Raw genomic sequence first — 26,365 nt, 5'->3', positions numbered from 1 at the left:
ACTTTTTTTCGATTAGAAATCATGACCTAAAGATACATAATACTTTGGTTTTGATTGTCTAAATCCATCTTCGATTCCCCATGCAACATCCAATTTTAAATAGTAGCCCAATAAAGTAGTTCGAGCACCTACACCATGTCCCATTAAGAATGGATATCTAAAGTTTTTCACTGTTGCATCAAATGAACCGACCGGTCCAATCTCTTCAGTATTTAATGCATTATCTTCCTCGAATGGATTTACTCCTGTCCATGCTGATCCGATATCAAAGAAAACTGTAAACTGTAAATCTCTTAGTAATTTAGATTTCACAGGCTTCTTCGTTAAGAACTTCATCACCGGCATTCTTAATTCTGCATTAGCTACCATATAGTTTTCACCTTCCCATTTGTTCCAGTTGAAACCTCTAACTGGCATTACAAATTGAGTAAACATTAAATCTGTTAGGTCTGGAATATCATTTACATTTTCCACTGGTACGCCTCTTGGGTCATTATCCATCTGGCCGAATGCCCAGTTATCCATACCACCCATTCTATATGTCTGAGGATTTTGTCCCCAGAATTTACCAGCCGAACCTCTTAATGCTAAGGTCATCGAGCGAAGTACTTTTTGGTAATGTCTTATATCAAAAGATATATTTTGGAAGCTTTCTGAAATACTAGAAAGACCCACATAATTTTCATAGCGCACCTTTGCTCTAGTACCGATCAACATGTTTTTTCCTCGCTCCAGACTATTATCAAATACATATTCCAAATTGAAACCTGTCCATGCTCTTTTAACATCCGGTGTACTTAAACCAGGGTTGATTGATGTATCTGTAAACCTTGTGAAGGCTAAGAAAGGTTGTACCTCAATTCTACTTCTGATACTTACTGGTAATGACACACCACCTTCGTAGTATGTTTTGCTGTATTTGTGTAAAAGTTGTTCTACTTCTAGTGTGTTTCTTTCAAATCTTAAACTAAAATCCAATCGTCTTTGTAAATACAAATATTCAGCAAAGAAGTTACCATTGTTTAAAGAGAATGTACCAAATAGACCTGCATTGATTTTATGGTTTTCCATTTGATCCGTCAACATCACTTCAAACTGAAGGCCTGAACCGTATAATGGATCAAATCTCATATTCGTATTAAAACCATCAACAGAGAACCTTGTTTCATAATCTTTTGATTTGGAGAACATTGATTTAGAAGAAGATGCTTCTTCTTTCGCTTTTAACCTGTTATTGTATTTATCCCAAAAGGCATCTCGTTTGGTTTTACTGTAAGAGAAAAACTTATAATTATCTGTATTCGCTGTTTCTCCATTTTCGCTTTCGGAATAAGTAGGTTTCTGAGGTAATAAGCCAGAATCTGGTGCTCCTGAATTACTTTTTGCCTCCACACTTGCGAAAGTAAAGTTATCAATGTCGATTTCTTCATCCATTGGATCTTTATTGTCGTCAAGTTTAGCCAACTCTTCTTCTTGAATAATTGATGGATCTACTTTTTCTTCTACTTGAATTACAGTTGTATCTTGCACAGCTGACGCCTCAGAATCATCCCACATAATATCAGAACCATCAACCTCTTGAACACTATCACTCATAGATAATAAACGCTCTTGTTCTTCGTCCAATTTGGCTTGATAGATAGAATCTTGAATTCTCTTCAGTTCTTTTTGCTTTTGTTGCTCTCTAAATAGAGCCATTCTTGCCTCTTCTTCTTTTCTACGTTTTTCTTGAAGTTCTTTCTTACGTTTGATTTCCCTTAGTTCCCTAAGGTCCATGATTTGTTGTCTTTTTGTTTTCGGTGTAAAAACGTTTTTGGTTGCATTGATCCTTCCTGTATATATATGTTCCTTTTCATCACTATAAGCAACATATGCCACTTGATTCTTATAGGTGGTAAAATCTTTAATTGAATATTTAAAGTTAGATACTTGTCTTGTTAAAGAATCTGCAAGATCATAAACAAAGAAATTCGTAATACCTTTTCTATCACTTAAAAATAGTATTGTAGAATCATTCAACATTCTTGGCTTAAAATCCTGACCAAGATTATTAGTTAGTCTTTTAAGTTCTGCAGGCTTACTTTTACTGTATTGGAAAAGGTTGAAAGTAGCAGTAATATCCTCAATGTCTCCCTTTCTAGTTTTAGTAGAATCTACTGTTCGGTTAGAACTAAAGATGATATCAGTACTATTGTTCATATATGACGGACTTAAATCATCGAAATAGTCTTTTGTGATTTGTCTTGTACGTCTTCTTGCAATGTTATGCTCATAGATATCTGTTTGTCCTCTTCGTTCTGCACTCATCACGATCCTTTTTCCGTCAGGAGACACCGCTATATCATTGATATGATCAAATTTGAATTCAATTTTACGCTTTAAGTACCTAAAGAACGTATTAAAACCACCTCTGGATAAGTTATAAATCCACATATGATTCTGTCCTTTACTCTGAGAGAACACGACTAATTCATCTTGGCTAATCCAATCAACTAATGGCACATCATAATCAATTTGTTGATTGACTACTTTATAACCACTCTTAAAAACTGTTTGTACTTTTTTCTTTTCTAGGTTATAAATATTGATTTTATATTTTCCTTTCTCATTTTCAGTATACGCCAATCGGGTACCGTCAGGACTTACATTAATTTTATTGTAAACTCTAGATTTTCTATTTTTCTTGATGGCCTCTTTACGATCAATCTCTTTATAGCTTGCATTTAGTGTTTCTTGCTCATTTAGATAGAAATCTTTCCAACCTTGGATAAACTCTTCATAAGAAATCCCTAAAGTATTTTGGATCGCCACCTTTTCATCTCTAACAATCCTTGTAAGATTAAGAATACTGGCCATATTACTTCTACCATATTTCTCTACAAGGTAATTCCATATCGACTGACCAACAATCTTTGCATTCTCTCCTTCTATATATCTGATATTGGGAAATTTTTTAGGGTGTCTTGAAAAGAAATCTCTTACTTTATCGTCCATTTCTCTAGACCAGCCTCTTGCTATATAATCTGAAGCACCTACAACAAACCAATTGGGCAGATTCATTAAGTAAGATGATTTGATCATATCTTTTAATGACCCACCATACATCATTTCAAAAATTAATGCATCAGAAATTGCTCTTTTTACGTCCTCTTCATAAAGATGTTTTGAACCACTAAATGCTACTTCTACCTCAGAACGAATAAAACTGGTCTGTCCAGTGATTTTATAACCCTGCTGAAATAGGCCAATATTACTTTGTCTTAAATCCTGAACAGAATTATACACAAGTACTTTGGTTTTATAGAAAGGAGCGTATCCAATAGTCTCTGTAATACTTTGGTATTCACGCTCAGCAATCTCCCCTGCCATTTTTGCAATGGTGATTCCATAACCATAATAGTACAATTCGAAATGTTCGGTTTCAATATAGCTCCAATCGAAGACTTCATACTGAACACGGTTCTTTCCAAATTTGTCTAAATGAAAGAAATGTTGTGCCTGAGCTTCTATAAACGTAAAGAAGAACAGAATAGAGAGTAATAATTTGTATTGTTGGTGCATATTATTAAGCCTCATCTAAAGAGGATGTCAGATTAAATAGCTAATCAAAAAAGTACAATAGTTCTGTACTTGACGATCACAAGAGTTAATAAGTCATAGTCTATAAGGTGATCAATAAAAATTTACAAAAAAATTTCATTGAAGCCTATTTCAAATTAATAAAAAAAACGATGCTAAGGTATAGTTTTTTTAAAAAGTTCGCACAGAAACAGATTAACATCATTATTTATTGGAGACTAAATCCATTTTAATTACTTATTATTAAATTATTCTGTTTATTTTTGGCACGAAAACGAAAAATGTAGAGACAAATAAAAAAGAAGTCTTAATAAGATTATGGCAGAAGTAATCAGAATGCCTAAGATGTCCGACACTATGACAGAAGGTGTCATCGCATCTTGGTTAGTTAAAGTAGGCGACCAGATCTCATCTGGTGACGTCATTGCTGAAGTTGAAACAGACAAAGCAACAATGGAATTAGAAAACTACGAGGATGGTACTTTATTGTACATCGCCGTAGAAGAAAAACAAGCTGTTCCAATTGACGGAATTATTGCAATTGTTGGAGAAGAGGGAGAAGATTATCAATCTCTTCTTGATGGAAATAATGCTGCTGCACCTGCAGAAGCGGCTCCAGCTGCTGAAGCTGAGGCCCCTGCTGCTGCTCCAGCTCCTGCTGCAGAAGCAATTGATGTTTCAGGTATCAATGCAACTGTAGTAAAAATGCCAAAAATGTCAGATACAATGACTGATGGTACTATCTCACAATGGTTAATGAAAGTTGGTGACGAAGTTAATGCAGGTGACATCCTTGCTGAAGTTCAAACGGACAAAGCAACAATGGAACTTGAATCATATGACGAAGGTACTCTTCTTTATGTTGCTGTTGAGGATGGAGGTTCTGTTCCTGTAGACGGTGTAATTGCTATCATCGGTGAATCAGGTGCTGACTTCGAAACTTTATTAAAAGCTGAGGCTCAAAAATCTGAAGCACCAGCTGCGGCTCCTGCTCCAGCTGCTGAAGCTCCAAAAGCTGCGGCTCCTGCTCCTAAAGCTGCTGCACCAGCTCCAAAGGCAGCTCCTGCTGCTCCAGCTGTAGCTCAATCTAGAGATGCGGCTCCTGCTCCTGAACATGACGGTAAGCGTGTATTTGCTTCGCCTTTAGCTAAGAAAATGGCTGAAGACAAAGGATTTAACATCGCTATGATTCCTGGTTCTGGTGAGCATGGTAGAGTAATTAAGAGAGACGTTGAAGCTTATGTTCCAGCTCCTACGCAAACTGCTGCCGCTGCTCCAGTTGCTGCTGCTCCTGCAGGTGTTGAAAGCTTCGATGATCAACCAATGAACAACATGCGTAAGGCTATCACTAGAAACCTTAACGCATCTCAATTTGGTGCTCCTCACTTCTACTTAACGATGGATATCGACATGGAGAATGCTATGAAAGCAAGAAAATCTATGAACGAACTTCCTGACGTTAAAATTTCATTCAACGATATCGTTGTTAAGGCTGTTGCAGCTTCATTAAAGCAACATCCTATGGTGAACTCAACTGTAGAAGGTGATGTAATCAGAGTAGCAAACCATGTAAACGTTGGTGTTGCAGTTGCAATTCCTGACGGCTTGGTTGTTCCTGTAATCAAGCACACTGATATGATGTCATTATCACAAATTTCTTCAGCAGTGAAGGATATGGCTGGTAAAGCAAAAAACAAGAAGCTTGGTTTAGATGAAATGCAAGGTGCTACATTCACTATCTCTAACTTGGGTATGTTTGGTATCGAGCAGTTCACATCAATCATCAATGCTCCTGCATCATGTATCTTAGCTGTTGGTGGTATCAAACAAGTGCCAGTAGTGAAGAATGGTGAACTTGTTCCAGGTAATGTAATGAAGATTACTTTAACTTGTGACCATAGATCAGTTGATGGTGCTATCGGTGCTGCGTTCTTACATACATTAAAAGGGTTACTTGAAGATCCTGTAAGAATCTTAGTATAAGAAAATTAGTCTTTAGACTTCTACATATAAACCGATTCCTGAAAAGGGATCGGTTTTTTTTATGGACAAAGAAAAAACGCAACGTATTTTCATACGTTGCGCCTCTTATTAGAAATGGATTATCGTTCTGTCCGTTAGACGGTAAGAATTTATAGTATTATTCGCATTTATAGTAACGTGTATTACAAAGAAAAAGTTACGAAAAAAATGATAAAAATTACATTTACCACTGCCCTTCGAAAATCTCTAGAATTGCCGCTTCCACCAAAGTATCTTTACCTCTCTCAGTATCAGAAGGTTGCTGTGTAACATAAATATCTGGAGGAACTCCCAATTCAAAATCTAAATCTCCATCTACTGAACGGGTTTGTGTCACAGACATTCGGTAATACCATCCGTTTGGTAACTGTCCTCCTCTTGGAGCTCCCAAACCACCTCCAGTAGGAACTCCAATGATTTTTACTGGTCTTAATTTCTTTACAGCTTGTAATGCAGTCGCAAAGTACGATGTTGCACTATAACACCCACGATCAGTCAATACCACAATTTTACCAGGGTAATATAAGCCTTCAGGATCAATATCAGCAGGAATCCAATCATCAAAATCATTAGGTCCTGGACCCACCTTATTTCTACTATAGTATAAAGTAGTAGTACCGGCATCTTTAGGAATAAACCTGCTACATAATTTAAAAATATTCAAAGGAGATCCTCCTCCATTACTTCTCACATCAAATATCATCCCTTCTGTCACAGAACCATACCTTGAGATAACGTAGTCTATATCATAACTAGAAATCATAGAAGAAAAACTACTATATCTCACATATGCTATACCTTTATTTTCACCATTTATCTCTTTAACTAAGATTTTCTTTTCATTATCTGCTGTATCTATAACATGGATAAGATCATTAGTCAAAGGGCCTGTCTGATAGTATTGATCACTTAAATAATTGGCTCTGATTGTTCTTGTATCATAATTAGAATCAGGAACAGCTAATTCAGGATATCTTGATACACTGAACGGAGAATATAAATTAACATGACCATCCTCCAATGTTTTCATCATGTTAAACATTTCATGGAAAAATTCTTCTGCATACATATCGTCAGAAACTCTACGATTATAAACTGTATACACACTATCCCAGTCAATGTTCTTTAAATCAAAATATGAATATTGGTCTTTTGTCTTTTGCCATAAATACTCAAAAGATGCTCTATGACCCGAGGATGGATCTTTTTCAATAAATAAACTCTCACAGCTACTTGTAATAAGGAGAGCAAATAATGAAATACTTAATATTTTAAACTTTTTCATGTTTCTATTTCTTTCCTGTTACATTAAACATAAATGCTAATCCGAGTCTATGATAAGCTCCTTGAGTATTACCACTACTGCCTTCATTAACCGCCCAATATTTCCACTCATACTGTAAACGGAAGGCATTTTTATTATGTAAATGATAATAGAAGTCTAATCGGGAATCAAATTGCACTAGTTCACCAATAAAAGCGAATTCATGTTTTCCTCCTCCAGAGATAAAATTAGCTCCTGTAGTAAAATCACTAATCGTATTGTAACTAGGGCGCATATATGTACCAAATAGCGGAAGCGATATTGTCCATTGAAACGTCATATCTCTATCGCGCTTCCTAAAGAACTTTCCATTCTGTTTCAAAGAAACATCCCATCCTAACTGACCTGATATACCATAACCACTTACATATTCAAAGTTTAAAGCTGAGTTTGTATATGAGAAATTCCCTCTGTAATTACCAGAGAAGTCTATTGCTCCACCAACTTTTAAAAATGCATTATCTGTATTCTTAAATACTGGGTTCACTTTCCATAATGCATGAATATGAACAGGGACATAATAAAATATGTTACCGCCTGTATCTGTGGTTCCTGAAAGGTCTGTGAACATACGTCCCAAATCAAAACCTCCATCCATTAAAAATTCAAAATCATCTGAAGTCGCTAAATACCCGGTCGTACCTCCTATACCAAAACCTTTGTAGGTTAATGGTGAAAAAGCTTGATCCTTTGAAGTAGTGCTAGGATTTGTATTTACCCCTAGAAGAATATAATGTGTCTTTTTAGGTCTTGTAGTACTCTCTTCTTGAGCGAATAGATTTGAGGAACAGGTCAAAAAGAGTAGTAATATTATAGGCCAAAAGCCTGATAATTTATTCATCAGTGTATTGATAATAGTTTGAATAAAATAAATCACTGGAAAAGTTCAGCTGATTTTTTCTATTGTAATTGAGAGAATATATATTTAAAATAACGAACGTTTTGATAAATGAAAAGAATGTTCTGATCTCTTTTAATAATTTTCTTGAAAGACTTTTACTTAACAGCTCTCTATCTAATGCCTAAAAAACAAATCTTATTCATCTTACTATTATCAATAGCATTCACATCAAAATCACAAACAGGACGTTATTGGTCCAATAGCTTTAATACTGATGCAAGTCTTTTGTCGGGGGCTGTTGTTGGTGGTGGTAGTGGTATTGCAGCCATTTTTTATAATCCTGCTCAAATCGCAGATATTGATTATCAAAAGTTCTCTATTTCTGCCAATATCTTCAGTATGTACATTTTCCGATATGAAAATGGATTGGGAGGAGGCAACCATTATGGGGATTGGAATTTTCAGGTACAACCAAGATTTGTAGCTTTCTTATTACGTCCTAAAAACTGGACAAACACTAGTATTGAATTAGCTAGTTTTACCAGAGACAATGTAAATACTGAACTACGAAGCAGAACCAACAAACAATTAGATTTTATAGATATTACCCCAGGGCCTGAAGAATATTTGGGAGATTATTATTATCGAATGGATTACGAAGATTATTGGTTAAGTATTGGTATTGCAAAAAAGTTTTCCAATAATTTCAGTATTGGACTAAGTGGTTATCACTCTTATATCTCCATTAAATATGATTATATCATCGAAGCCAATGCCTACAATTTAGATAACCAAAATACTGATGAATTTTACGTAGCTCAATTCAAAAACTCACAAAGTATCACAGGATATACCTCAAGACTCTTGTTTAAACTGGGTTTGAAGTATGAATGGAACAAATGGAACTTTGGTCTAGCGATACAGTCTCCTTCTATTAAATACGCCGGTGAGTCTAACGTTTACAGAGAAGTTTCACTACAGAATGTCCACAACCAAAACAATGAACTAATTCCAAATATGTTAGTCAGTGAATATCAAGAAGATTTAGTCACTAACTTTAAAGATCCATTCAGTATCTCATTTGGAGCTACTTTCTCACATAAAACTTCGTCTTATTATTTCACTGGAGAATATTTCGGAAAATTAGATAGCTACTTAAATATCAAAGATATGGCTCCTGGTCCTTTCGTTTCTAACAATCAGTTAAGTATTAGGACTGACAACTGGTTGGATTATTATGCTCAAAATAATCAGGTCACCAACTTTGCTTTTGGGTACAGGAATATTCTAACAGATAAAATAGAGCTTATGGCTGGTTTTCGAACCGATTTTTCATACGATAAATATGATGGTGGATATGACAATCAATACCCCTCGAAAATTACAACATTCTCTGTTGACCAATATCACACTACAATTGGTGGACAGTTTACAATTCTAAAAACTGATATCATTACAGGGATTCAATGGTCATTTGCCCAAGGTAAAAACCTAAGACAGGTTGCTAATTTTAGTGAACCTGTTGAATTTTCTCCTTCCGATCGAATAGTTTTGCAAGGTCATAGAAATAATAGCATGAATATGAGAGAAAATACACTCAGCTTGTTTCTTGGATTTACTTATAATATTGGTCAGGAGAAATAAATAGTATGAAAATCTGGGAAAGGTTTATTCGTTTCTTCAAAAAAGAAGATGTAAATTATTGGGACGGAAAATTTGATGAAAATAATGTTCGACATCGTTTTGAAGAACTTCAAACCTCTTATAATTTACTTCACGACAAAAAGGAGTTTCTAAAACGAAACAGTAAACCAACAAACATCATTGGAAACTATGCTGTTTTTGGGCATAATCCTTGGGATAGTACAAGTGAGTATACGGGCAATGTTTCTATTCAGGAATTGGATAAAAATAAGTTTCATATTGATTGGACTGTAGGTTTTAGTGACTATTATCAAAAAGGTACTGGCCAATGGATTAAAAATTTCTTTGTTGTGAATTTTGACTACAAAGACAACCAACAGACTTACAAAGGAGTAGTGATCTACAAAAGTATTGATGATGAAACTTTAGAAGGTTTTTGGATTGAAGAAGGTATATTTGAAGTCGGATTTGAACGCTTAACCTTGAAAAATAGATTGATTTAATCATGAAACCAAAAGAAATATATTTAAAGCTTTTATCTGAAAAAGGTAATTCTAAAAACTTTGCCCAATACAATAAACTTTCTGACTACCAGAAAAAGTGTCTGTACAATTCTAATTACTGGAGAATCCAAACAGGAAACGAAGCAATTGCAGTTCCAGAATCAGATACTTCTTATTGGGAAGATCTGGAGAAAAATTTGGAGAAATGTAATGAAGACAGTTAAATTACAGGTACTTTCTATTACTACTAGACAATAAAACCATGAGTATTGAACCAAATGATCTAATAAATCAAAGCTTCAAAAAGAAAATTTTCGGTGGCTACGACGCTAAAGATGTAACACGCATGTTACATACTGTTGCAAAAGAAATCGAAGGTTTAAGAGAACAAAACGATAGACTATTGATGGACCTAGATGATCACAAAAAACGTCTAGGGCAGTTTGAAAAACTTGAGGAGAAAATGATAGACTCTATCAACTCTGCAGAAGTAGCTAAGAAAAAAGCTTTAAGAGATGTTGAAAAACATGCAGATACTATCATTAAAACTGCACAACAAAGAGCTGATTTTATACTTAAAGAGGCTGAAGAAAGAGCAGATCATGCGATGAATGAAGTCCAAAAACGTTATAGAAGTGAAATGGATAAACTCCGTAAAGACACAACTATAATGAAAAGAGATTATCAGGCTATCGATAATTATTCTGATAAACTATTAAATGCACTTAGCGACATGGCTGAAAAGACTTTATCTGAAGCTCGTAGATTACAAGCTATTAAAGATATGGCTCACAACAACCAAGCTGCAGTGAAAATTCAGAAAGAGCGTACAAAAACAATGTTAGAAAAAGTGATAGTAGATGAGTCTACTGAAACAAGCTTTTTCGAAGATTTGAATTTAGCAAAACAATCATAGATGAAACATACTATTGCTCTAGAAGGATTAGAGTTTTTTGCATATCATGGCTTCTTTAAAGAAGAAAGGAAAATAGGCAACAAATATGGAGTTGATATCTTCGTAGATACTGACTTTAAAAAAGCAGCCCAAGAGGATGATCTTGATGGAACTATTAACTATATGGATCTATATGAGATTATTAAAAAGCATATGAGTGTTTCTACAAAACTATTAGAAAACATTGCTCAGAATGTTGTAGATGATGTGTATGAAAAGTGGAGTAGCAACGTATTTAAAGTAGTAGTAAAAATTAAAAAATTCAACCCTCCTATCGGAGGTGTGTGCACTGCGTCTGTGATTACTATCGAACAGTAACTCCTACTTCACTGATACTTTCAAGTAATTCTCTAAAGTATTGTAGTGAAGGAAGGACTTCCATATTATCTTTCATTTTGTAGTCATTGCCTACAATTTGTCTACCTGTAAGAAGTATTTTCGATTCTGGGAATGTATCACCTAAGTCATCAATATACTTTTGCATATCACCGATTTGTGCAATTGAAGTAGATACAGTTAACAAGAAATCAGCCTTTTTACTGTCGTACACTTGTTTCAACTCTACCATTGGAAGAGACTGACCAAGATAAATTACCTTAAAGCCTCTTGCCCTAATCATATAGGCAGCAAATAAAAGTGATATTTCATGCAATTCTCCATCAGGTAGAAAAAGCATAAATTCCGATTTTTGAGGATCAGGATCGACTACTTGAGCATCAATTGCGACTATTATTTTTTGACGTATCAGGTGTGATATGAAATGTTCTTGAGCGGGGGACACTGAACCTGTTAACCATAATACACCAACTCTATGCATAAAAGGCATGATAATGTGTATCATACTTTCTTCAAATCCTCTTTTAAGAATATTGCTCGCAATAATCTTTTCGAAATGAGATTCATTGAACTCAAGCATAGCCATTGTTAAAGCACTGATCTGATCAAAATAGTTGTCATTAACATCAACAACCTTCAACACTTCCTCATGAATTTCTGCTTCGGTGAGTTTAGCGATCTTTGAAATTTTGAATCCGTTATTATTAAGTAATGACACATTCAACATCAATTTTAAATCGTCATCATTGTAATATCTAATGTTTGTTTCTGATCGTTTCGGGGTTATAATTTTGTATCTTTGTTCCCATATTCTGATAGTATGAGCTTTCACTCCTGTTAAATGTTCTAAGTCTTTTATTGAATAGTTACTCATATTATTATATTACTAAAAATTGATAACCTCTAAACAACTAGAATCGATCAATTGTTTTATTTATTGAAAAATATTCAAACAAATTTTCAAGGATTCCGTGTAATGGGCACAGGTCCAAGACTATTAATTTGTTTTCATGGGTATGGTCAAACAGTAGATGTTTTTTCCCCTCTTTCTAAGATGCAAGATAAGTACACTCTGTTATCTATTGCTCTACCCTATCATAGTGATAATTATGCTTTGGATAGAAAGCTTAGTGTCAATTACCCGTTAGGGATTTATCATTTCATTTTATATTTCGCTAAGAAACATCAATTCAACAGCTGGGAGATTTGTGGCTATTCAATTGGAGCTAGATTAGCACAATTTTGTTACACACAAAATCCCAAAAAGTGTGATGCCTTATATTTAGTAGCTCCAGATGGAGTAGGTCAAAATTACTTTTTCTCTACTGTAACACATCGTTTGTTTAATCCTTTATTTAAGAAAGTGATGAAACGAAGCGACTTATTAATTAAAAGTATTCAACTCATCCGTAAAACTAGAGTAATTTCAGCATCCTTGTCTTCGTTTGCCCAACAAAATATAGGATCAAAAGAACAATCACAGAAAGTAGCAAATACATGGATTGCTCTTAGAAAAGCTAAAATTTCTAATTCAAAATTATTGTACTACCTCGAAGAATACAATACCCCCTACTTTCTAGTAAGAGGGAAATTTGATAAAATCATAACAGCAAAAAAGCTAAGAAGATTCACAAAAAAAGTACCTGTATATAGGGTGATAGCCTTACCTGCTAATCATGTATCTGTCCTCACTTCATTCTTTCAGTGGTTTAAAGAAAAACGCCTAAAAAATGAAGATTAAAAAAACCGTCACTTCTTACAAAGGACGGTTCTCTTATATATTCTTATTTATTAAGCCTCAGTACTTGTAGCTGCTACAAATCCTTTACGCTCTAATAATTTCATCATAAACTTCTCTTGTCCATTATTAAAGATAGAGAACGGAAGGTATAATGGCATTCCTAACTTTGAAGCAAAGAATTTTTGAATCTTTGAAGCCTCAATATTGTCGTTACCTAAAATCAATACAAAAGCATCTTTTTCAACTTTTACGCTTTTTACCATTTCCCATTTTAATGGCATTCCTTCTTTTGCATTTTTCTTCATCATGATAAATCTACTATCGATTTCATATGATAATTTCTCGAAAAACACTTTAGATTGTTCCATTTGTGTAGCTCCCATAAATTGAGCCCACCAGAATAAAACATATAATACAGATAGAAAAATTGCTCCTCCAATTAACCACCAACGACCTGGCTCCCATGCTGCACCTGCAATTGCAATAGCACCAGGAATTAACCAGAACCACCATAATTCTTTCATTACACCCATTAAACCTAGTTTAACATATGTGTTGGCTTCCAGTTGATACTTCTTTGTTTTGATTGTCATTTTTTTGTAATTCTTATTTCACAGCTTTTAAGCTGATATCTTTACTTAAACTTGAGTGTGTTAATGCTCCAAGAGAGATAAAATCTACTCCCGTTTTTGCGACATCGAGCACAACATCTTCAGTAATACCTCCAGATGCTTCTGTTTGACACTGACCGTTAACCATATTTACTGCTTTCGACATAGTTTCCAAGTCCATGTTGTCTAACATGATAACATCAACATTTGCAGAAATTGCTTCTTGAACTTCTTGTAGATTTCTTGTTTCTACTTCAATTCTCAAATCTTTATTTTTTTCTGCTAAATATTCTTTTGTACCACTAACGGCTTTTTCAATGCTACCTGCATAATCAATATGATTATCTTTTAGCATGACCATATCATATAATCCAAACCTATGATTTTGTCCTCCACCGATATGAACTGCCCACTTCTCCATTAGACGGAAGTTTGGTGTAGTTTTACGTGTATCTAAAATCTTAGTATTCGTTTCTTTGATTAAATTAACGACTCTATTGGTATGAGTTGCGATACCACTCATTCTTTGAGCACAGTTTAAAGCAAGGCGTTCTCCCATTAATATGGCTTGAGCATTACCTTTAATTTTCATCACGATATCTCCATATTTCAAGGTATCGCCTTCTTCTACAAAAGTCTCGATCTCCATGTTGGGATCGATCGATAAAAAAATACGTTTAGCGACCTCGATTCCTGCGATCACTCCTTCATCTTTGAAAATCATTTGAGCAGATTCTACAGCATCTTTTGGTACTGCAGATAATGTTGAATGATCTCCATCTCCGATATCTTCCTTCAATCCACTCTGAATGAAGGCGTCGATTGCCTGTTCTGTTAAGTATTTTGGTTTCACGGACACAAAAGTAATGAATTGAATTAATTGTTCAGTAACTATCAGGTGAGTTAAAACAAAAAATATCTTCAATTCATGTTTGTTAATACCGACAAAATTGTCGAACAATAAAAAAAGCCATGCAATGCATCGCTTTCAAAGTAAAAAGGGCCGGTTGGAATTTCTCCTTTTATAACAGGTTTAGGCTTCCCTCATTATGTCGACCTTCCACTGTTAACATTCAAAAGAATGACTTTACAAAGTAAAGTTGAGGCCTGCTCTTCAAAACTCGGTACACCTTATATTAGTTCACGTTGAAAAATCCAATATGTGACCGACCCATCACAAATGTCATAAAATTGTTGATGAATTACAATTATTGATTCAAGAAATATTCACACTAAATGTGTTAAAAAAACACGTCTACTCTATTAAAATAAGTAATTCGTTATATATAATTACCGTATTGCATTAGTCGTATTTCTCTGCCTTAACTTGAAACAATTCAAGTCTCTACTAGACAACTATAGGCATCATAATTCGGAAAGTTGTTCCTTCTCCAGGTATTGACTCTAAAATAAATATTTTTCCTCCATGATATTCTTCTACAATCCTTTTTACCAGTGTCAATCCTAAGCCCCAACCACGTTTTTTGGTTGTAAACCCAGGGGAGAATACTTTCTTAATTTTATTTTTAGGGATTCCTTTACCCGAATCTTTTACATCGATAACAGCTGTATTCTTATGCTGAGTAAGTGACATTTTAATATCAATACTTCCTACCCCGTTCATGGCATCTACAGCATTTCTACATAAATTCTCTATTACCCATTCAAATAATGGTCTACTGATATTTATTTGCACTTGGCTATCAATATCGTATTCGACAGACATTTTCACCTTATTCGAAATCCTTTTCGACATATAGTCGACTGCACCTCTTACAGAAGGCTCAAGATTTTTAGGTTTCAATACGGGTTCAGATCCAATATTAGAGAACCTCGCCGTAATCATTTCTAATCTATGAACATCCTTTTCGAGTTCTTCAATAATACTATGGTCAAAATCATCATCAGTTTTGAAGTATTCTATCCAAGCTACTAAAGAAGAAATCGGTGTGCCTAATTGGTGAGCTGTTTCTTTAGCCAACCCTGCCCATACTTGGTTTTGTTCTGCTCTACGAGAGGTTGAGAAGACCAAGTAAGCAGCAATGGCTAGAATTCCGAAAAGTGATATCTGAACCAATGGAGCATACCTAAGGTTTTTCACCAAATGAGAATCTGCATAATAAATGTATTGTTCTTCACCATTTGAAAAATCTATCTTGATGGGTTTGTAATTTTTTTCCATCTCAATGATTTGTTTTCGAAGAAAGGCCAACTGCTCTTCTTGCGAAAACCGCTTGGGTATCTCAATATTTTTCGAGCTAATAGGATTTTGATGCTCGTCTGCGAGAATCACAGGAATCAGGTCATTGCCTTTTATCACTTCCATTAGTAGGAAAGTAACATCAGCATTGTCTTGACCTGACATCGTAGCCATTTTAGCTTGTACTTTGGCAAAGAAATCTATTTGATCGTACTCTCTTTGTCTTAGTTCTCCGACCAATAATTCAGTATAAATTATTGAGATGACACCAATAACAAGTCCTGTTACGACTACTAAAACTTTTAATGTTGTTCGGTTGGAATATATTCTAGCTTTCAATGTGTTAATTTTGAAGAATAGCAGATTGTATAACTACTCCATTTTTAGGATAATATTCAAGGTATTTTTCCGAAGTTGTTTCATAGTTTTTTAAAATATATGAATCAATTTCTTCAATTACATTATTAGGGTTAGGAGTAAATAGCTCTCCTAAATTAATTTCAGAGTACACTTCTTTATATGGACCTTGTTGGTAATTTACAAAAGACTTTTTAATCTCTTTATCAGTTCCTTTATCAATTACACCAACCAAAGCTTTTCCCTTTTTTTCATCTTTTGGGTGACTAAAAAACAAAACTGCTAATTCACCCTTTAGCTTCCCTTCTTCTTTTTCTTGAATGATTGAATCGTATAAATGAATAAAATTTTTAGAGTTTAAGTCCCCGTTATATTCAATTCCGATGATTGTCCATCCCTCCGACTTCTGTTCTTTTACAACTACATCTGCAAATACTCCTGATAAGATTGCAACAATACCAAAACTGATAAATCCTAAAAGAATAAATAACCATTTTTGGTTTCCAAACCCTGTAGACATACTATTGATTAGTTAAAAATTTAATTGAATTATTTAATGGAGATTATAATTTCTCTATATGGTTCCAAATTCTTTCTTTAATGTGATAAAAAAAATCACATGATCACAAAAAAATGCTACCTAATTTCACTTTTTCTTAGTAATTATAGCCACTGTCATTCGAGAAATACAAACTAAATCTCTTTGTTCATCATATATTTTAATCTCCCATACATGAGATTTTTTTCCCATATGAATAGGTGTCGCCTCTCCAACAACCTCTCCTTCTTTTGCACTTTTTATATGATTGGCATTGATTTCCTGTCCTACTGGAACTTGTGTTTCCGAATCAATATGAGCTAAAGCTCCTACACTTCCAAGGGTTTCAGCTAACACTACAGACGCTCCTCCATGCAACAAACCCATAGGTTGTTTCGTTCTATTATCAACAGGCATTTTGGCACTAATAAATCCATCTTTTACTTCTAAAAATTCTATTCCAACATGTCCAAGCATATTGTTTCTGAGCATATTAAGGGATTTTATTGTAAATTTGTGATTAAACATACATGCTTCAATTAAATTTATATACTAAACAAGAAGTTTTTACGTAAAATTATAGTGTGGACTTCTTGTCTGCAATTTTACAATTGTTTCACCTTTAAATCATTACAAAAGGATGATTTTATTAAAGATTAAAAAGAAAAGTTATGGCTACAAAACACATTTACATAATCAGGCATGGCGAGACTGATTTCAACAAAAAAGGATACGTTCAAGGAAACAGTATCGACTCTAACTTAAATGATTTAGGTAAAGAGCAGGCGAATGCATTTTTCGAAAAATATAAACATATCTCGTTTGATAAGATATATACTTCTTCATTAAAAAGAACACATCAAAGTGCTCTTCCATTTATCAATACCGGTATACCATTTGAAAGCCACGCAGGTTTGAATGAAATTAGCTGGGGAGAAAAAGAAGGAAGACCGCTAACAGATCAAGACAATTTAAATCATGCAAAATTACTTTCTGAATGGAATAATGGTAATTATGATTATAAATTGGATGATGCAGAATCACCAAACGAAGTTGCAGATCGCCAAAATAAAACAATGCAACACATTCTTTCCAATACTGATGAAAAGAATGTATTGATTGTCACTCATGGTAGAGCCATGAAAATATTAGTATCATTACTAATGAAAGAGCCATTAAAAAATATGGATCAATATGAACACTCTAACTTGGCATTGTATCATTTAGCATACAATAATGGTAAGTTCAGAATAATTCAAGGTAACGATACTAGACATTTAGCACATATCACTAAAAAAGAGCATGCACTTAAAAGTAATATCATTAACCATTGATCTTTTTGATCAGAGGAGGTAACTCGGACATGTTTTGAATAACATGTTTTACGCCAACATCATTCAAAACTTGTTCGTGACCCTCCAAAATATGAGATGCTCCAGTAAAACCAATTACATACATGCCTGCATCCACAGCAGCCTTTGCTCCACTTTTACTATCTTCGATTACAATTATTTCTTTAGGGTCTATCCCTATTTTTTTTGCCGCAAAAAGATATATATCTGGTGCTGGCTTTGGGTTTTCAACATCTTCAACTCCTGAAAAAACTCGATCTTCAAACTCGTTTCTTAAGCCCACTAAATCAACTGCATGATTAATCTGTGCTTTGAAGCCATTTGAAATAATTGCTTTAGGAAGCTCTATTTCTTCAAAAGCTTTTTTCGCTCCTTCAATTGCTTTTTCTTGAGTTTTTGCAGCCTCCATATAAAGTGACGTAATTTCATCTAAGTAATTATCACTTAATACTAGTCCATGTTCTTTAGATAAGTTTGTCATAATACCACTAAAGGTCTTGCCCGAGCAAGTTCTCAGATAGGTATCAAGGTCAATCTCAACGCCAAAGTCATTGATATATTTAACCATTACATTGGCCGCAATAATCTCACTATCGATAATTACTCCATCACAATCGGAGAAAAAATAGCTAAACTTCATTATTTATCTTTTATTGATTTTTCATTTAATGGTGCCATTACAACATATAAAAAGGCGAACATACAGGCTACAGCAGAAGCTATAAATGACCAACCTATTTGTTCTTCTATATTATTATAAATTTCAGCTGAAAGGAATGCACCTACACCAATACCTATTTCTAAAGCGATATACATGGTTGCAATAGCTCTACCTCTATGTAAAGGGTCACTACGATCAATGGTCCACGCATAAACCGTCGGTGAGTTCGTTCCGATACCTAATCCAAGTAGTATGGCTGCTGCAAATAATTCTGTTGCAGAAGAAGCTACTCCAATCCAACTTAATGCAAATACTAGTAAGATTGTAGAAAACTTAAGTACGGGTACCCTTCCATATTTATCGGATAGCCTTCCTGCGAAAACTCTCACTAACATAGATGCTCCAGTAAAAAACATAAAAAAGGTCCCTTTATTTTCTATACCTAATTGTTTTGAAAGGTCTGGAATCAATGTTAGAATCACTCCATAAGAAGTGGTACATAATAGCATTACAATGGCAGGTGGCAAGGCATTTTTATCGATCACCTCATTTCTTCGAATAATAAAATGATCCAATTTTAATCGCTCTGGATTCTCCAAGGTTTCTTTCATCCCAAATAAAATTAGAATAGAAACTAATGATATTACTGAGGAAGCATAAAACATCATATCCAAGCTTGTTTCCATTGCCAGCCAACTACCAATAATAGGCCCTAACCCAATACCTGTTGACGAACAAAAACCTAGAATTCCTAAGGCTTCTCCTCTTCTATCAAAAGGTACTATATCTGCTAAATATGCCGATGTCCCCGTTGGTTTAAACCCTGTAGAGAATCCATGTAAAAAACGGATTAATAAAAATGCAAACGCTGATCCTACAAATGGATAAAACAATGTACAGACACAACTAACTAATACACCAAAAACCATTACAGGCACTCTACCAACTCTATCTGTCAGTTTACCACTAAAAGGTCTTGATAGCCCTGCCGTTACTGTAAATAATGAAATGATTAATCCCTTGTATTCTTCTCCTCCCAATGAGGTTAGATAATCCGGAAGTTCAGGGATTATCATATTGAAGCTTGTAAAAAATAATAGGGAACTAGTGCAAAGTAACCAGAATTGTAATGTGTAGATATTCTGAACTGTTTGTTTTTCCATAGTGGCACAAATCTCTACAAATTAATTGAGATATTAGCACAAATAATTTTAAACACTAATAAAAAAAGAGGTAAACATTGCTGCTTACCTCTTCCAATAAAGGATGTATTTCTTATTTAGCCAAGTACTTTATTAAGTATACCTGCTAATCGAATTCCTCCTTTCATTATTCTCTCTTCTACAGTTTTATAGTGATCGTACATATATCTGTATCCTAATTTTCCATCACCTACTTCAGCATAAAACTTTGTACATAATGCATGGGACTCATTCATCATATCAATTGTTGTTGCTTTTTGTAGCTCTTCAACTTGTTCTGGAGTAGCATGATCTGCAAATCTTGCAATCTCTGTAAAACTCAATTCTTTTGATGTAATCATTTCTGAATCCCATACTCTATGAATATTAGAAGGCTTACCAAACCAAGTTACCTTTACTCTATTTCCTCCTAAGTCACTTTTATGACCTACATGAAAGGGTTGGTGAAGGTCTCCAACTAAATGAGTAAGTACTTTTATTGCTCTAGCTTTTTGTGTTTTAGTTGAATTTTCATTTTCTAAAATAGCCACCATATCATCTATTGCTTTAATGATATCACCTTTAGGACTACGCTCAATATCTTCAAACTTTTCACCTTCATCTAAATTGATATAATGCCATGGAGACATAAATGCATATTTTTTATCGGACTTAATATCGTCCATCCAAGTACTTACCATTGGTAAATATGCTGAGTCGCCTAAAATCTCTTGTAAAGCTTTTTTTGCCTTTTTATTTAAGTGATTATTTGCAATTTCAGCCACTGCTCTATGCCCATTTTGTCCCCAAGCAAATACTTTCATATCTGTTGTTAACATCATTAAAAAAGCAAAGAATAGGGTTAATGTAGATTTAATACGGAACATTTTAAATTGATTGGTTAAATTTTTGTTCTTAAAACGAACACAAGATAAAGGGTAGTAATAGGCCATCAAAAAAAACCTAGAATTATTCAATTAATCTTTGTAAAATTGACATATAGTTACAACTATTTGTCTTAGTATAGATTATTACTCTATCAATTTATTATTAAAAATCATGAAAAAAATTCTAGCAATTATTTGCGGATTACTCTTAATCGGCGCGACAGCCAATGCACAATCAGGTCTTATTAGCCTTGGTGTTAAAGGTGGTATTGGTGCATCTAACTACGACTTAAGCAACGCTGCTGGTGTTTCTACAGAAGGAACAGCATCATGGCATGTTGGTGGTATGTTCAGAACAAACATTCCTGTATTACCAATTTATGCTCAGGTAGAAGCACTATACTCAAGAGTTGGTGGTAAAATCTCTATCGCTGGTGGTGTTGAGCAAGACACTTACATCAATAGATTTGATGTGCCAATCGTAGCAGGTTTAAAATTTGGTTTATTAGGAATTAGCGGTAGAGTTTTCGGTGGTGCAGTAGCTCAAGCTAACTTATCGGACAACTTTAGTGACATCTCAAGCGACATCAAAACTGAAAGCTTCGTTTGGGGATGGCAAGCAGGTATCGGTGCAGATATCAGAAAATTAACTGTAGACGTTAAGTATGAAGCAGGTTCAGATTTAATTACTGAACAAACTGGTGCTCCTTCTATCAAGTCAACACAATGGATTGTTTCATTAGGTTGGTTCTTTGGTGGTGGAGACGACTAAAAACCCACAAAGTATTACAATAAAAAAGACCTTCTTGAGATCTATTTCAAGAAGGTCTTTTTTTATCTTGGTGTATCTGGACAATTTACATTGAGTATGTTATAACTGAGTGTAAAGCCAAGGAAGTAATAATTATCTCTCCAGGATGGGTAGACAGTTTGTTCTCCGACTGGAGCATCTGGCCCTCCTCGATAGATTGTATCAGTATTATCTGTCCATAACGGTTTTGTGATACTAAACTCCATTCCGAAGTCCCAATAAGTTGATATTCTCTTTTTAAAACCAATACCTAGAGGTAGTGTAATAGCCCAAGGCAACTCAGCTCCACTGTAGGTTGTTTCAATAACTGGGAATACCCCACCTCCTAATTCCATAAAGAAATAAGGAGTAAAATTATCTTTCTTTCTTTTATCCTGTCTGAAATCTAAAAAGTTGTATTCAAAACCTGTAGCAACATTAATCATCACATTCTGAAATGATGCTTGTCTACCTTGATGTATAGGTTTATCGAAATGTATATCACTTCCTGCATTCCAAGAAACATTCAAGTCTGTTCTCCACTGCAGAAAGTTATTCATATTATACTTTCCAAATGCTTTTACTCCTACTCTATAATCTGCGGGATGAGGTACCGGAGAAACGTCTCCAGAGTATCCTGTTGCACCAACCGCACCTCCAACAACCCAATATTGAGCATTTGATACATTATTAAAACCAAGAAGAAGTAAAAAAGTTGATAGTAATAATTTAAAAAAGCTTCTTTTCATACTTAATCATTTAAAGTTTAAATGTACAAAAAAGCCCGTACAGATAACATCTGAACGGACTTTTGTGTTGAAATTTTTCAGGTTTAACGGAATTTAGGCATCTTAATCGTACCTCCCATGATGTAACTTAGATTCACACCTAATGTCATAAAAACGTCATTAAGTTCCTCAAAAGTACTACCGTTAATACTGTTATCAATTCCGTCTAATTTATCACTTCCAGAATAGTTAAACGCTGCCTCAACACCAATATCCATGTGTGTTGATAATTTATATCTTATACCAAGAGATACTGGAATTACATAAGTAACAAAAGATTCTTTTTGTGTTCCAGAAAGTATCTCTCCTTGATAATTAGGGTCAGGGTTTTGTTTCACTGTAGACGTACCGAACAGAGCACCAACACCTAAACCAATATATGGAATCGGAACTTTTGGTCTTCTATAGTATACACCTGCATTGGGAAACAAATCAATAAGTCCTTGTAGGTTTAACTGAGCGGCATAAGAGTTAAACTCTAAACCTCTATTTTCATTTCTTCCAGCATCTTTATCACTACCGGCAAAAAAGTTATTACCTAGTGATGCTCTTGCTGTAATTCTCGGTGCGTATCTCTTTTGAACAAAACCGCCAAAATTGGCTCTAGTGTTACTCCAATCGATACTACCTTTACTTGGTGTTGGTGATAGATCTCCCATAAAACTGGTTGTCGTAATCATACCACCATAACTCCAATACCTTTTCTTAGCTGTAAATCTCGCTCTACCTTTTACACCTTGTGCTGAAACTTCAGACATGGCGAAAAATAAAATTGCGAAGAACAATACAACTTTATAACAGTTCTTGATATTCATTTTAGAACAGATAAACTTTTATTCTAAATCCTTATTTCAAGGACGCTTAATCAGACTAAACAGTAATTATATTATTCACCGTTTATATTATAACACACGTTTTGTGCCAAAAAAATTCTCTTTTACCCAAAAAAACTATTGATGATGAAGAAAATAAAAGCCAAATGAATGCACATAATAGTGCAAATATATTATTTCAGTAGTTATTTTTTTCTTAAATGTCACACTTTATTTTCTAATACTTTCGACATCCCTTCGTCAAAGCCTATTGGTTCATAGCCTAATACTTCAATTGCTTTACTAATGTCAAAACCGGTTTTCAGAGGACGTCGTCCATGCTCTTTAAACACACTTGCATTAACAGGTTCAATTAAATTATCGTCTAAATTTAAGAAACTTGCCACTTTTAAAGAAATATCAAAGGGAGTTAATTTATCTTTCCCTGAAATATGAAAAATTCCCCCTACTTTTTTTTCATAAGAAAGTATGCAGCCTTCTGCTAAATCATCTACAAATGTAGGTGTTCTCAATTGATCTTCCACTACTTTTATCGGTTCTTTAGCTTCTAATTTCCCCTTAATCCATAGCATGATATTAGAACGACTCATATCTTTTACTTGACCATAAACTAAACATGTCCGAATGATTGTTTTAATGATCGAAGAGGTATCCTCTAATATTAATTGTTCGGCTTTTAATTTAGTTTCACCATAAAAATTGGGTGGATTACAATCATCCTCTTCACTGTAAGGGCCTTTATCTCCTTCAAAAACAAAATCTGTAGAAAGGAAAATAAATTGTTTTACATTGTTATCGCGGGAAGCATTTAATAATAATTCGGTTGCCTTTGTATTTACTTGTATTGCTAACTCTGGGTTGTCTTCACAATCTTCAACTCTAGACATAGCAGCTCCATGAATTATCACATCGGGTTTCACTTCACAAATAAGATTATCAATCTGTACTTTATCAACCAAGTCTACATTGTGATATTTATAACCTTTTTCATTAAATCTATCTTTTCCTCTTCCGGTTGCAAATACCTCTATATTTCCTCTTAATTTTAGTAATTTCAGTAAGGATTGACCAAGTAAACCATTTGATCCTGTGATAAGTACTCTATTTTCCATATATTGTAGATTAAATTTTTATCATTTTGTACTATTAACGCAAACTATACAATTATTATAATTGTTATAGTATGTGTAATTAGAAATTTATGATGATGATTTGTAAATTTGCAACTTCAAATCTTATTACTTTCTTATGGTAAAATTTGCAACTCAAAGTGATACTGAAGTTCAAGAGTTAGAAGAGGTAGAAACTGACTCAGAATTTAACCGCGAACTTGTGGTCTTTAATGATGATGTGAATACTTTTGATCATGTTATTGATGCATTGATTCAAATTTGTAAACACACTACACACCAAGCAGAACAATGTACGTGGATTATTCACTATAATGGGAAATGTGCTGTTAAAAACGGTACTTTCGACGAACTTGCTCCTATGCGTAGATCTATGTCTGATCGTGGCATATCTGCCGAAATTCTTTAATTATTTCATATAAATTGCATCCATTGTGTTAAACCTTCCTTCTAAATCGTTAGAACAAGCGGTAGAAAATTTGTCTAAACTTCCGGGTATAGGTAAAAAAACTGCTCTAAGATTGGCATTACACATTTTAAAAGAGGATGAATTATATGCTAAAGATTTAGCTACATCAATTGCAGGCTTAAAGCTTAATGTAAAGTTCTGTAAGAAATGTCACAACATCTCTGATCATGAAATTTGTGGAATTTGTAGCAATCCCTCTAGGGATATCCATACCTTGTGTGTTGTTGAAAATATGTCTGATGTCCTCGCAATAGAATCAACCGGTGCTTACAAAGGTTTATACCATGTATTAAATGGTGTAATATCTCCATTACAAGGAATCACACCCGCTGACTTAACTATTGAACACCTCATTGAACGAGTACATAATGAAGACATTAATGAAGTTATTTTTGCATTAAACGCAAGTTTAGATGGAGATACCACCGCCTTTTTTATTCGTCAGCAATTAGAACCTATTACTATCTTGAAGATGAGTAACATCGCAAGAGGTATTCCAGTAGGTGGAGCATTAGAATTTGCTGATGAGCTTACCTTAGGTAGGTCGATCTCCGAAAGAACAAACCTATAAAGTAAAAAGCCGAACACTTTTAATATCGTGTTCGGCTTTTTATTTATTTCTAATTTCTAGATTTTTCTTAAAGCTTTCTTTGCTGCCTTCTCTTTTCTTTTCAGCACTCTTGCACTAATATGAATACTAATTTCATACAATAACATTATTGGACCTGCAATTAATATCTGTGTGATAGGATCCGGAGGAGTGATGATAGCTGAAATAATAAGAATGATCACAATTGCATGTCTCCTATAATCCTTCATACTTTCTGGTGTTACCAAATCTGATTTTGATAATACAAAAACGACCATTGGTAATTGAAACATTACTCCACTTGATAGAACGATCATAGATAATGTGGAAATGTAAGAGGATATATCAAATTCATTTAAGACCGTTTCATCAATTTGATAATTCGAAAGGAAGTTAATAGCTAATGGCGAAACGATATAATATCCAAACAAGATCCCTACAATAAACAGGAAGCTTACAAAGAAAGTCGCTCCTGTAGTAGCACTCTGTTCATTATCATATAATGCTGGCTTTACAAATCGCCAAACCTCCCAGAAAGTATAAGGGAAAGCGAAAATTAATCCAATCACTACCGAAGACATTATATGCATAGCAAACTGCCCGGTCATTGTTCTACTCTGAATCGTAAATGGCAAACTCTGAATACATAAAGCATCAGTGTTCATATAATGCGACAATTCACATAACCATTGATAAGTAGGAAAATCTAATCGAGACGGTCCTAATATAATTACATTAAATACAAATGATTTTGAAAGAAAGGCAATTACTGAAAAGATGAAAATTGACCCTACCCCTCTCATAATATGCCATCTTAGTTCTTCTAAATGATCTAAGAACGACATTTCTTGTTCTTCTTTATTTTCTGCCATTTGTTTGTTTATTTCAACTTTTGTGAAACGATGCAAAGGTCGTTAATTTGAGGCAATTCGCATAATTTTACTAAATATCTATATTAGAATACTTGTAAATAAGAGAGTATTCTTTCTAATTTCGTAATTTCAATATTGAGAGACTCAACATAAGATATTAAT

Annotated in this window: 27 protein-coding genes; 11 read left to right on the top strand and 16 right to left on the bottom strand. The window is 34.2% G+C overall.

Annotated features, from left to right (window positions below):
* Nucleotides 1–12 precede the first annotated feature (12 nt).
* The gene (locus tag QL232_RS13305) at nucleotides 13–3,576 is read right to left on the bottom strand and encodes an LpqB family beta-propeller domain-containing protein (protein ID WP_281614474.1); all 3,564 of its coding nucleotides are present in this window, start codon (nucleotides 3,574–3,576) and stop codon (nucleotides 13–15) included.
* Between the two features lie 321 nt (nucleotides 3,577–3,897).
* Between QL232_RS13305 and QL232_RS13300 the strand changes: the two genes are divergently transcribed.
* Entirely contained in the window at nucleotides 3,898–5,562 is a 1,665-nt protein-coding gene (locus tag QL232_RS13300) for a 2-oxo acid dehydrogenase subunit E2 (protein ID WP_168881756.1), read from the top strand.
* 223 nt (nucleotides 5,563–5,785) lie between these two features.
* On the opposite strand, the gene QL232_RS13295 is transcribed toward QL232_RS13300, so the two are convergent.
* Both QL232_RS13295 and QL232_RS13290 read right to left on the bottom strand, forming a co-directional pair.
* Nucleotides 5,786–6,886: a S41 family peptidase gene (locus tag QL232_RS13295; protein WP_281614473.1), complete on the bottom strand. Its 1,101-nt coding sequence runs from the start codon at nucleotides 6,884–6,886 to the stop codon at nucleotides 5,786–5,788.
* A 4-nt stretch (nucleotides 6,887–6,890) separates the two neighbouring features.
* Entirely contained in the window at nucleotides 6,891–7,766 is an 876-nt protein-coding gene (locus QL232_RS13290; RefSeq protein ID WP_281614472.1) for a hypothetical protein, read from the bottom strand.
* A 177-nt stretch (nucleotides 7,767–7,943) separates the two neighbouring features.
* On the opposite strand from QL232_RS13290, the gene QL232_RS13285 reads away from it, so the two are divergent.
* The 5 genes from QL232_RS13285 to folB are packed head-to-tail and all read left to right on the top strand — an operon-like array spanning nucleotide 7,944 to nucleotide 11,186.
* Nucleotides 7,944–9,410, top strand: a complete 1,467-nt coding sequence (locus tag QL232_RS13285) for a hypothetical protein (protein ID WP_168881759.1) — start codon at nucleotides 7,944–7,946, stop codon at nucleotides 9,408–9,410.
* 5 nt (nucleotides 9,411–9,415) lie between these two features.
* On the top strand, nucleotides 9,416–9,913 hold the full coding sequence (locus QL232_RS13280; protein ID WP_281614471.1) for a hypothetical protein: 498 nt from the start codon (nucleotides 9,416–9,418) through the stop codon (nucleotides 9,911–9,913).
* A 2-nt stretch (nucleotides 9,914–9,915) separates the two neighbouring features.
* A complete protein-coding gene (locus QL232_RS13275; protein ID WP_168881761.1) occupies nucleotides 9,916–10,137 on the top strand; it encodes a hypothetical protein in 222 nt (73 codons plus the stop codon).
* 38 nt (nucleotides 10,138–10,175) lie between these two features.
* On the top strand, nucleotides 10,176–10,829 hold the full coding sequence (locus QL232_RS13270; RefSeq protein ID WP_168881762.1) for a DivIVA domain-containing protein: 654 nt from the start codon (nucleotides 10,176–10,178) through the stop codon (nucleotides 10,827–10,829).
* Nucleotides 10,830–11,186, top strand: coding sequence for a dihydroneopterin aldolase (gene folB, locus QL232_RS13265; protein ID WP_281614470.1), 357 nt, complete (start codon nucleotides 10,830–10,832; stop codon nucleotides 11,184–11,186). It begins immediately after the preceding gene.
* On the opposite strand, the gene QL232_RS13260 is transcribed toward folB, so the two are convergent.
* A complete protein-coding gene (locus tag QL232_RS13260; protein WP_168881764.1) occupies nucleotides 11,173–12,078 on the bottom strand; it encodes a MerR family transcriptional regulator in 906 nt (301 codons plus the stop codon). The two genes, folB and QL232_RS13260, sit on opposite strands and share 14 nt — an antisense overlap.
* A gap of 63 nt (nucleotides 12,079–12,141) precedes the next feature.
* Here QL232_RS13260 and QL232_RS13255 point away from each other — a divergent pair, with 63 nt between their 5' ends.
* A complete protein-coding gene (locus QL232_RS13255; protein WP_281614469.1) occupies nucleotides 12,142–12,945 on the top strand; it encodes an alpha/beta fold hydrolase in 804 nt (267 codons plus the stop codon).
* A gap of 50 nt (nucleotides 12,946–12,995) precedes the next feature.
* On the opposite strand, the gene QL232_RS13250 is transcribed toward QL232_RS13255, so the two are convergent.
* From QL232_RS13250 to QL232_RS13230, 5 genes are all read right to left on the bottom strand, one after another.
* Complete coding sequence (locus QL232_RS13250; protein ID WP_168881766.1) at nucleotides 12,996–13,538, bottom strand: hypothetical protein; 543 nt, start codon at nucleotides 13,536–13,538, stop codon at nucleotides 12,996–12,998.
* A gap of 13 nt (nucleotides 13,539–13,551) precedes the next feature.
* Nucleotides 13,552–14,409 carry a carboxylating nicotinate-nucleotide diphosphorylase gene (gene nadC / locus QL232_RS13245; protein ID WP_168881767.1) on the bottom strand — a complete coding sequence of 286 codons (858 nt, stop codon included), beginning with the start codon at nucleotides 14,407–14,409 and terminating at the stop codon, nucleotides 13,552–13,554.
* 495 nt (nucleotides 14,410–14,904) lie between these two features.
* Nucleotides 14,905–16,095, bottom strand: a complete 1,191-nt coding sequence (locus QL232_RS13240) for a HAMP domain-containing sensor histidine kinase (protein ID WP_281614468.1) — start codon at nucleotides 16,093–16,095, stop codon at nucleotides 14,905–14,907.
* Nucleotides 16,096–16,099: 4 nt separating this feature from the next.
* Nucleotides 16,100–16,633: a hypothetical protein gene (locus QL232_RS13235; protein ID WP_281614467.1), complete on the bottom strand. Its 534-nt coding sequence runs from the start codon at nucleotides 16,631–16,633 to the stop codon at nucleotides 16,100–16,102.
* A 126-nt stretch (nucleotides 16,634–16,759) separates the two neighbouring features.
* Complete coding sequence (locus QL232_RS13230; RefSeq protein ID WP_235958273.1) at nucleotides 16,760–17,143, bottom strand: hotdog fold thioesterase; 384 nt, start codon at nucleotides 17,141–17,143, stop codon at nucleotides 16,760–16,762.
* 179 nt (nucleotides 17,144–17,322) lie between these two features.
* Here QL232_RS13230 and QL232_RS13225 point away from each other — a divergent pair, with 179 nt between their 5' ends.
* Nucleotides 17,323–17,985: a histidine phosphatase family protein gene (locus tag QL232_RS13225; protein ID WP_281614466.1), complete on the top strand. Its 663-nt coding sequence runs from the start codon at nucleotides 17,323–17,325 to the stop codon at nucleotides 17,983–17,985.
* Here the strand turns inward: QL232_RS13225 and QL232_RS13220 are convergent.
* From QL232_RS13220 to QL232_RS13210, 3 genes are all read right to left on the bottom strand, one after another.
* A complete protein-coding gene (locus QL232_RS13220) occupies nucleotides 17,975–18,643 on the bottom strand; it encodes an HAD-IA family hydrolase (protein ID WP_281614465.1) in 669 nt (222 codons plus the stop codon). The two genes, QL232_RS13225 and QL232_RS13220, sit on opposite strands and share 11 nt — an antisense overlap.
* Nucleotides 18,643–19,827, bottom strand: a complete 1,185-nt coding sequence (locus tag QL232_RS13215) for an MFS transporter (protein WP_281614464.1) — start codon at nucleotides 19,825–19,827, stop codon at nucleotides 18,643–18,645. The genes QL232_RS13220 and QL232_RS13215 overlap by 1 nt, the downstream gene beginning before the upstream one ends.
* Before the next feature lie 116 nt (nucleotides 19,828–19,943).
* Entirely contained in the window at nucleotides 19,944–20,732 is a 789-nt protein-coding gene (locus QL232_RS13210) for a S1/P1 nuclease (RefSeq protein ID WP_281614463.1), read from the bottom strand.
* Between the two features lie 172 nt (nucleotides 20,733–20,904).
* Between QL232_RS13210 and QL232_RS13205 the strand changes: the two genes are divergently transcribed.
* Entirely contained in the window at nucleotides 20,905–21,504 is a 600-nt protein-coding gene (locus QL232_RS13205) for an outer membrane beta-barrel protein (RefSeq protein WP_168881773.1), read from the top strand.
* A 62-nt stretch (nucleotides 21,505–21,566) separates the two neighbouring features.
* Here the strand turns inward: QL232_RS13205 and QL232_RS13200 are convergent, their stop codons facing one another.
* The 3 genes from QL232_RS13200 to QL232_RS13190 form a co-directional block, all read right to left on the bottom strand.
* Nucleotides 21,567–22,271, bottom strand: a complete 705-nt coding sequence (locus QL232_RS13200) for a DUF6089 family protein (RefSeq protein WP_168881774.1) — start codon at nucleotides 22,269–22,271, stop codon at nucleotides 21,567–21,569.
* An 83-nt stretch (nucleotides 22,272–22,354) separates the two neighbouring features.
* On the bottom strand, nucleotides 22,355–23,125 hold the full coding sequence (locus QL232_RS13195) for a DUF6089 family protein (protein WP_281614462.1): 771 nt from the start codon (nucleotides 23,123–23,125) through the stop codon (nucleotides 22,355–22,357).
* A gap of 221 nt (nucleotides 23,126–23,346) precedes the next feature.
* Nucleotides 23,347–24,255: an SDR family oxidoreductase gene (locus QL232_RS13190; RefSeq protein ID WP_281614461.1), complete on the bottom strand. Its 909-nt coding sequence runs from the start codon at nucleotides 24,253–24,255 to the stop codon at nucleotides 23,347–23,349.
* 136 nt (nucleotides 24,256–24,391) lie between these two features.
* On the opposite strand from QL232_RS13190, the gene QL232_RS13185 reads away from it, so the two are divergent.
* Both QL232_RS13185 and recR read left to right on the top strand, forming a co-directional pair.
* Entirely contained in the window at nucleotides 24,392–24,682 is a 291-nt protein-coding gene (locus tag QL232_RS13185; RefSeq protein WP_168881777.1) for an ATP-dependent Clp protease adaptor ClpS, read from the top strand.
* Between the two features lie 25 nt (nucleotides 24,683–24,707).
* Nucleotides 24,708–25,313 (top strand): recombination mediator RecR, encoded by a 606-nt coding sequence (gene recR / locus QL232_RS13180; protein WP_281614460.1) that lies wholly within the window; start codon nucleotides 24,708–24,710, stop codon nucleotides 25,311–25,313.
* A gap of 56 nt (nucleotides 25,314–25,369) precedes the next feature.
* Here recR and tatC read toward each other — a convergent pair whose 3' ends face one another.
* Nucleotides 25,370–26,203, bottom strand: coding sequence for a twin-arginine translocase subunit TatC (gene tatC, locus QL232_RS13175; RefSeq protein ID WP_168881779.1), 834 nt, complete (start codon nucleotides 26,201–26,203; stop codon nucleotides 25,370–25,372).
* Nucleotides 26,204–26,365: the final 162 nt, after the last annotated feature.

The organism is Flammeovirga sp. SubArs3 (assembly GCF_947387565.1).
Taxonomy (GTDB): domain Bacteria; phylum Bacteroidota; class Bacteroidia; order Cytophagales; family Flammeovirgaceae; genus Flammeovirga; species Flammeovirga agarivorans.
The sequence above is the reverse complement of the archived record's forward strand: the minus strand, read 5'-3'. Positions and strand labels throughout refer to the sequence as shown.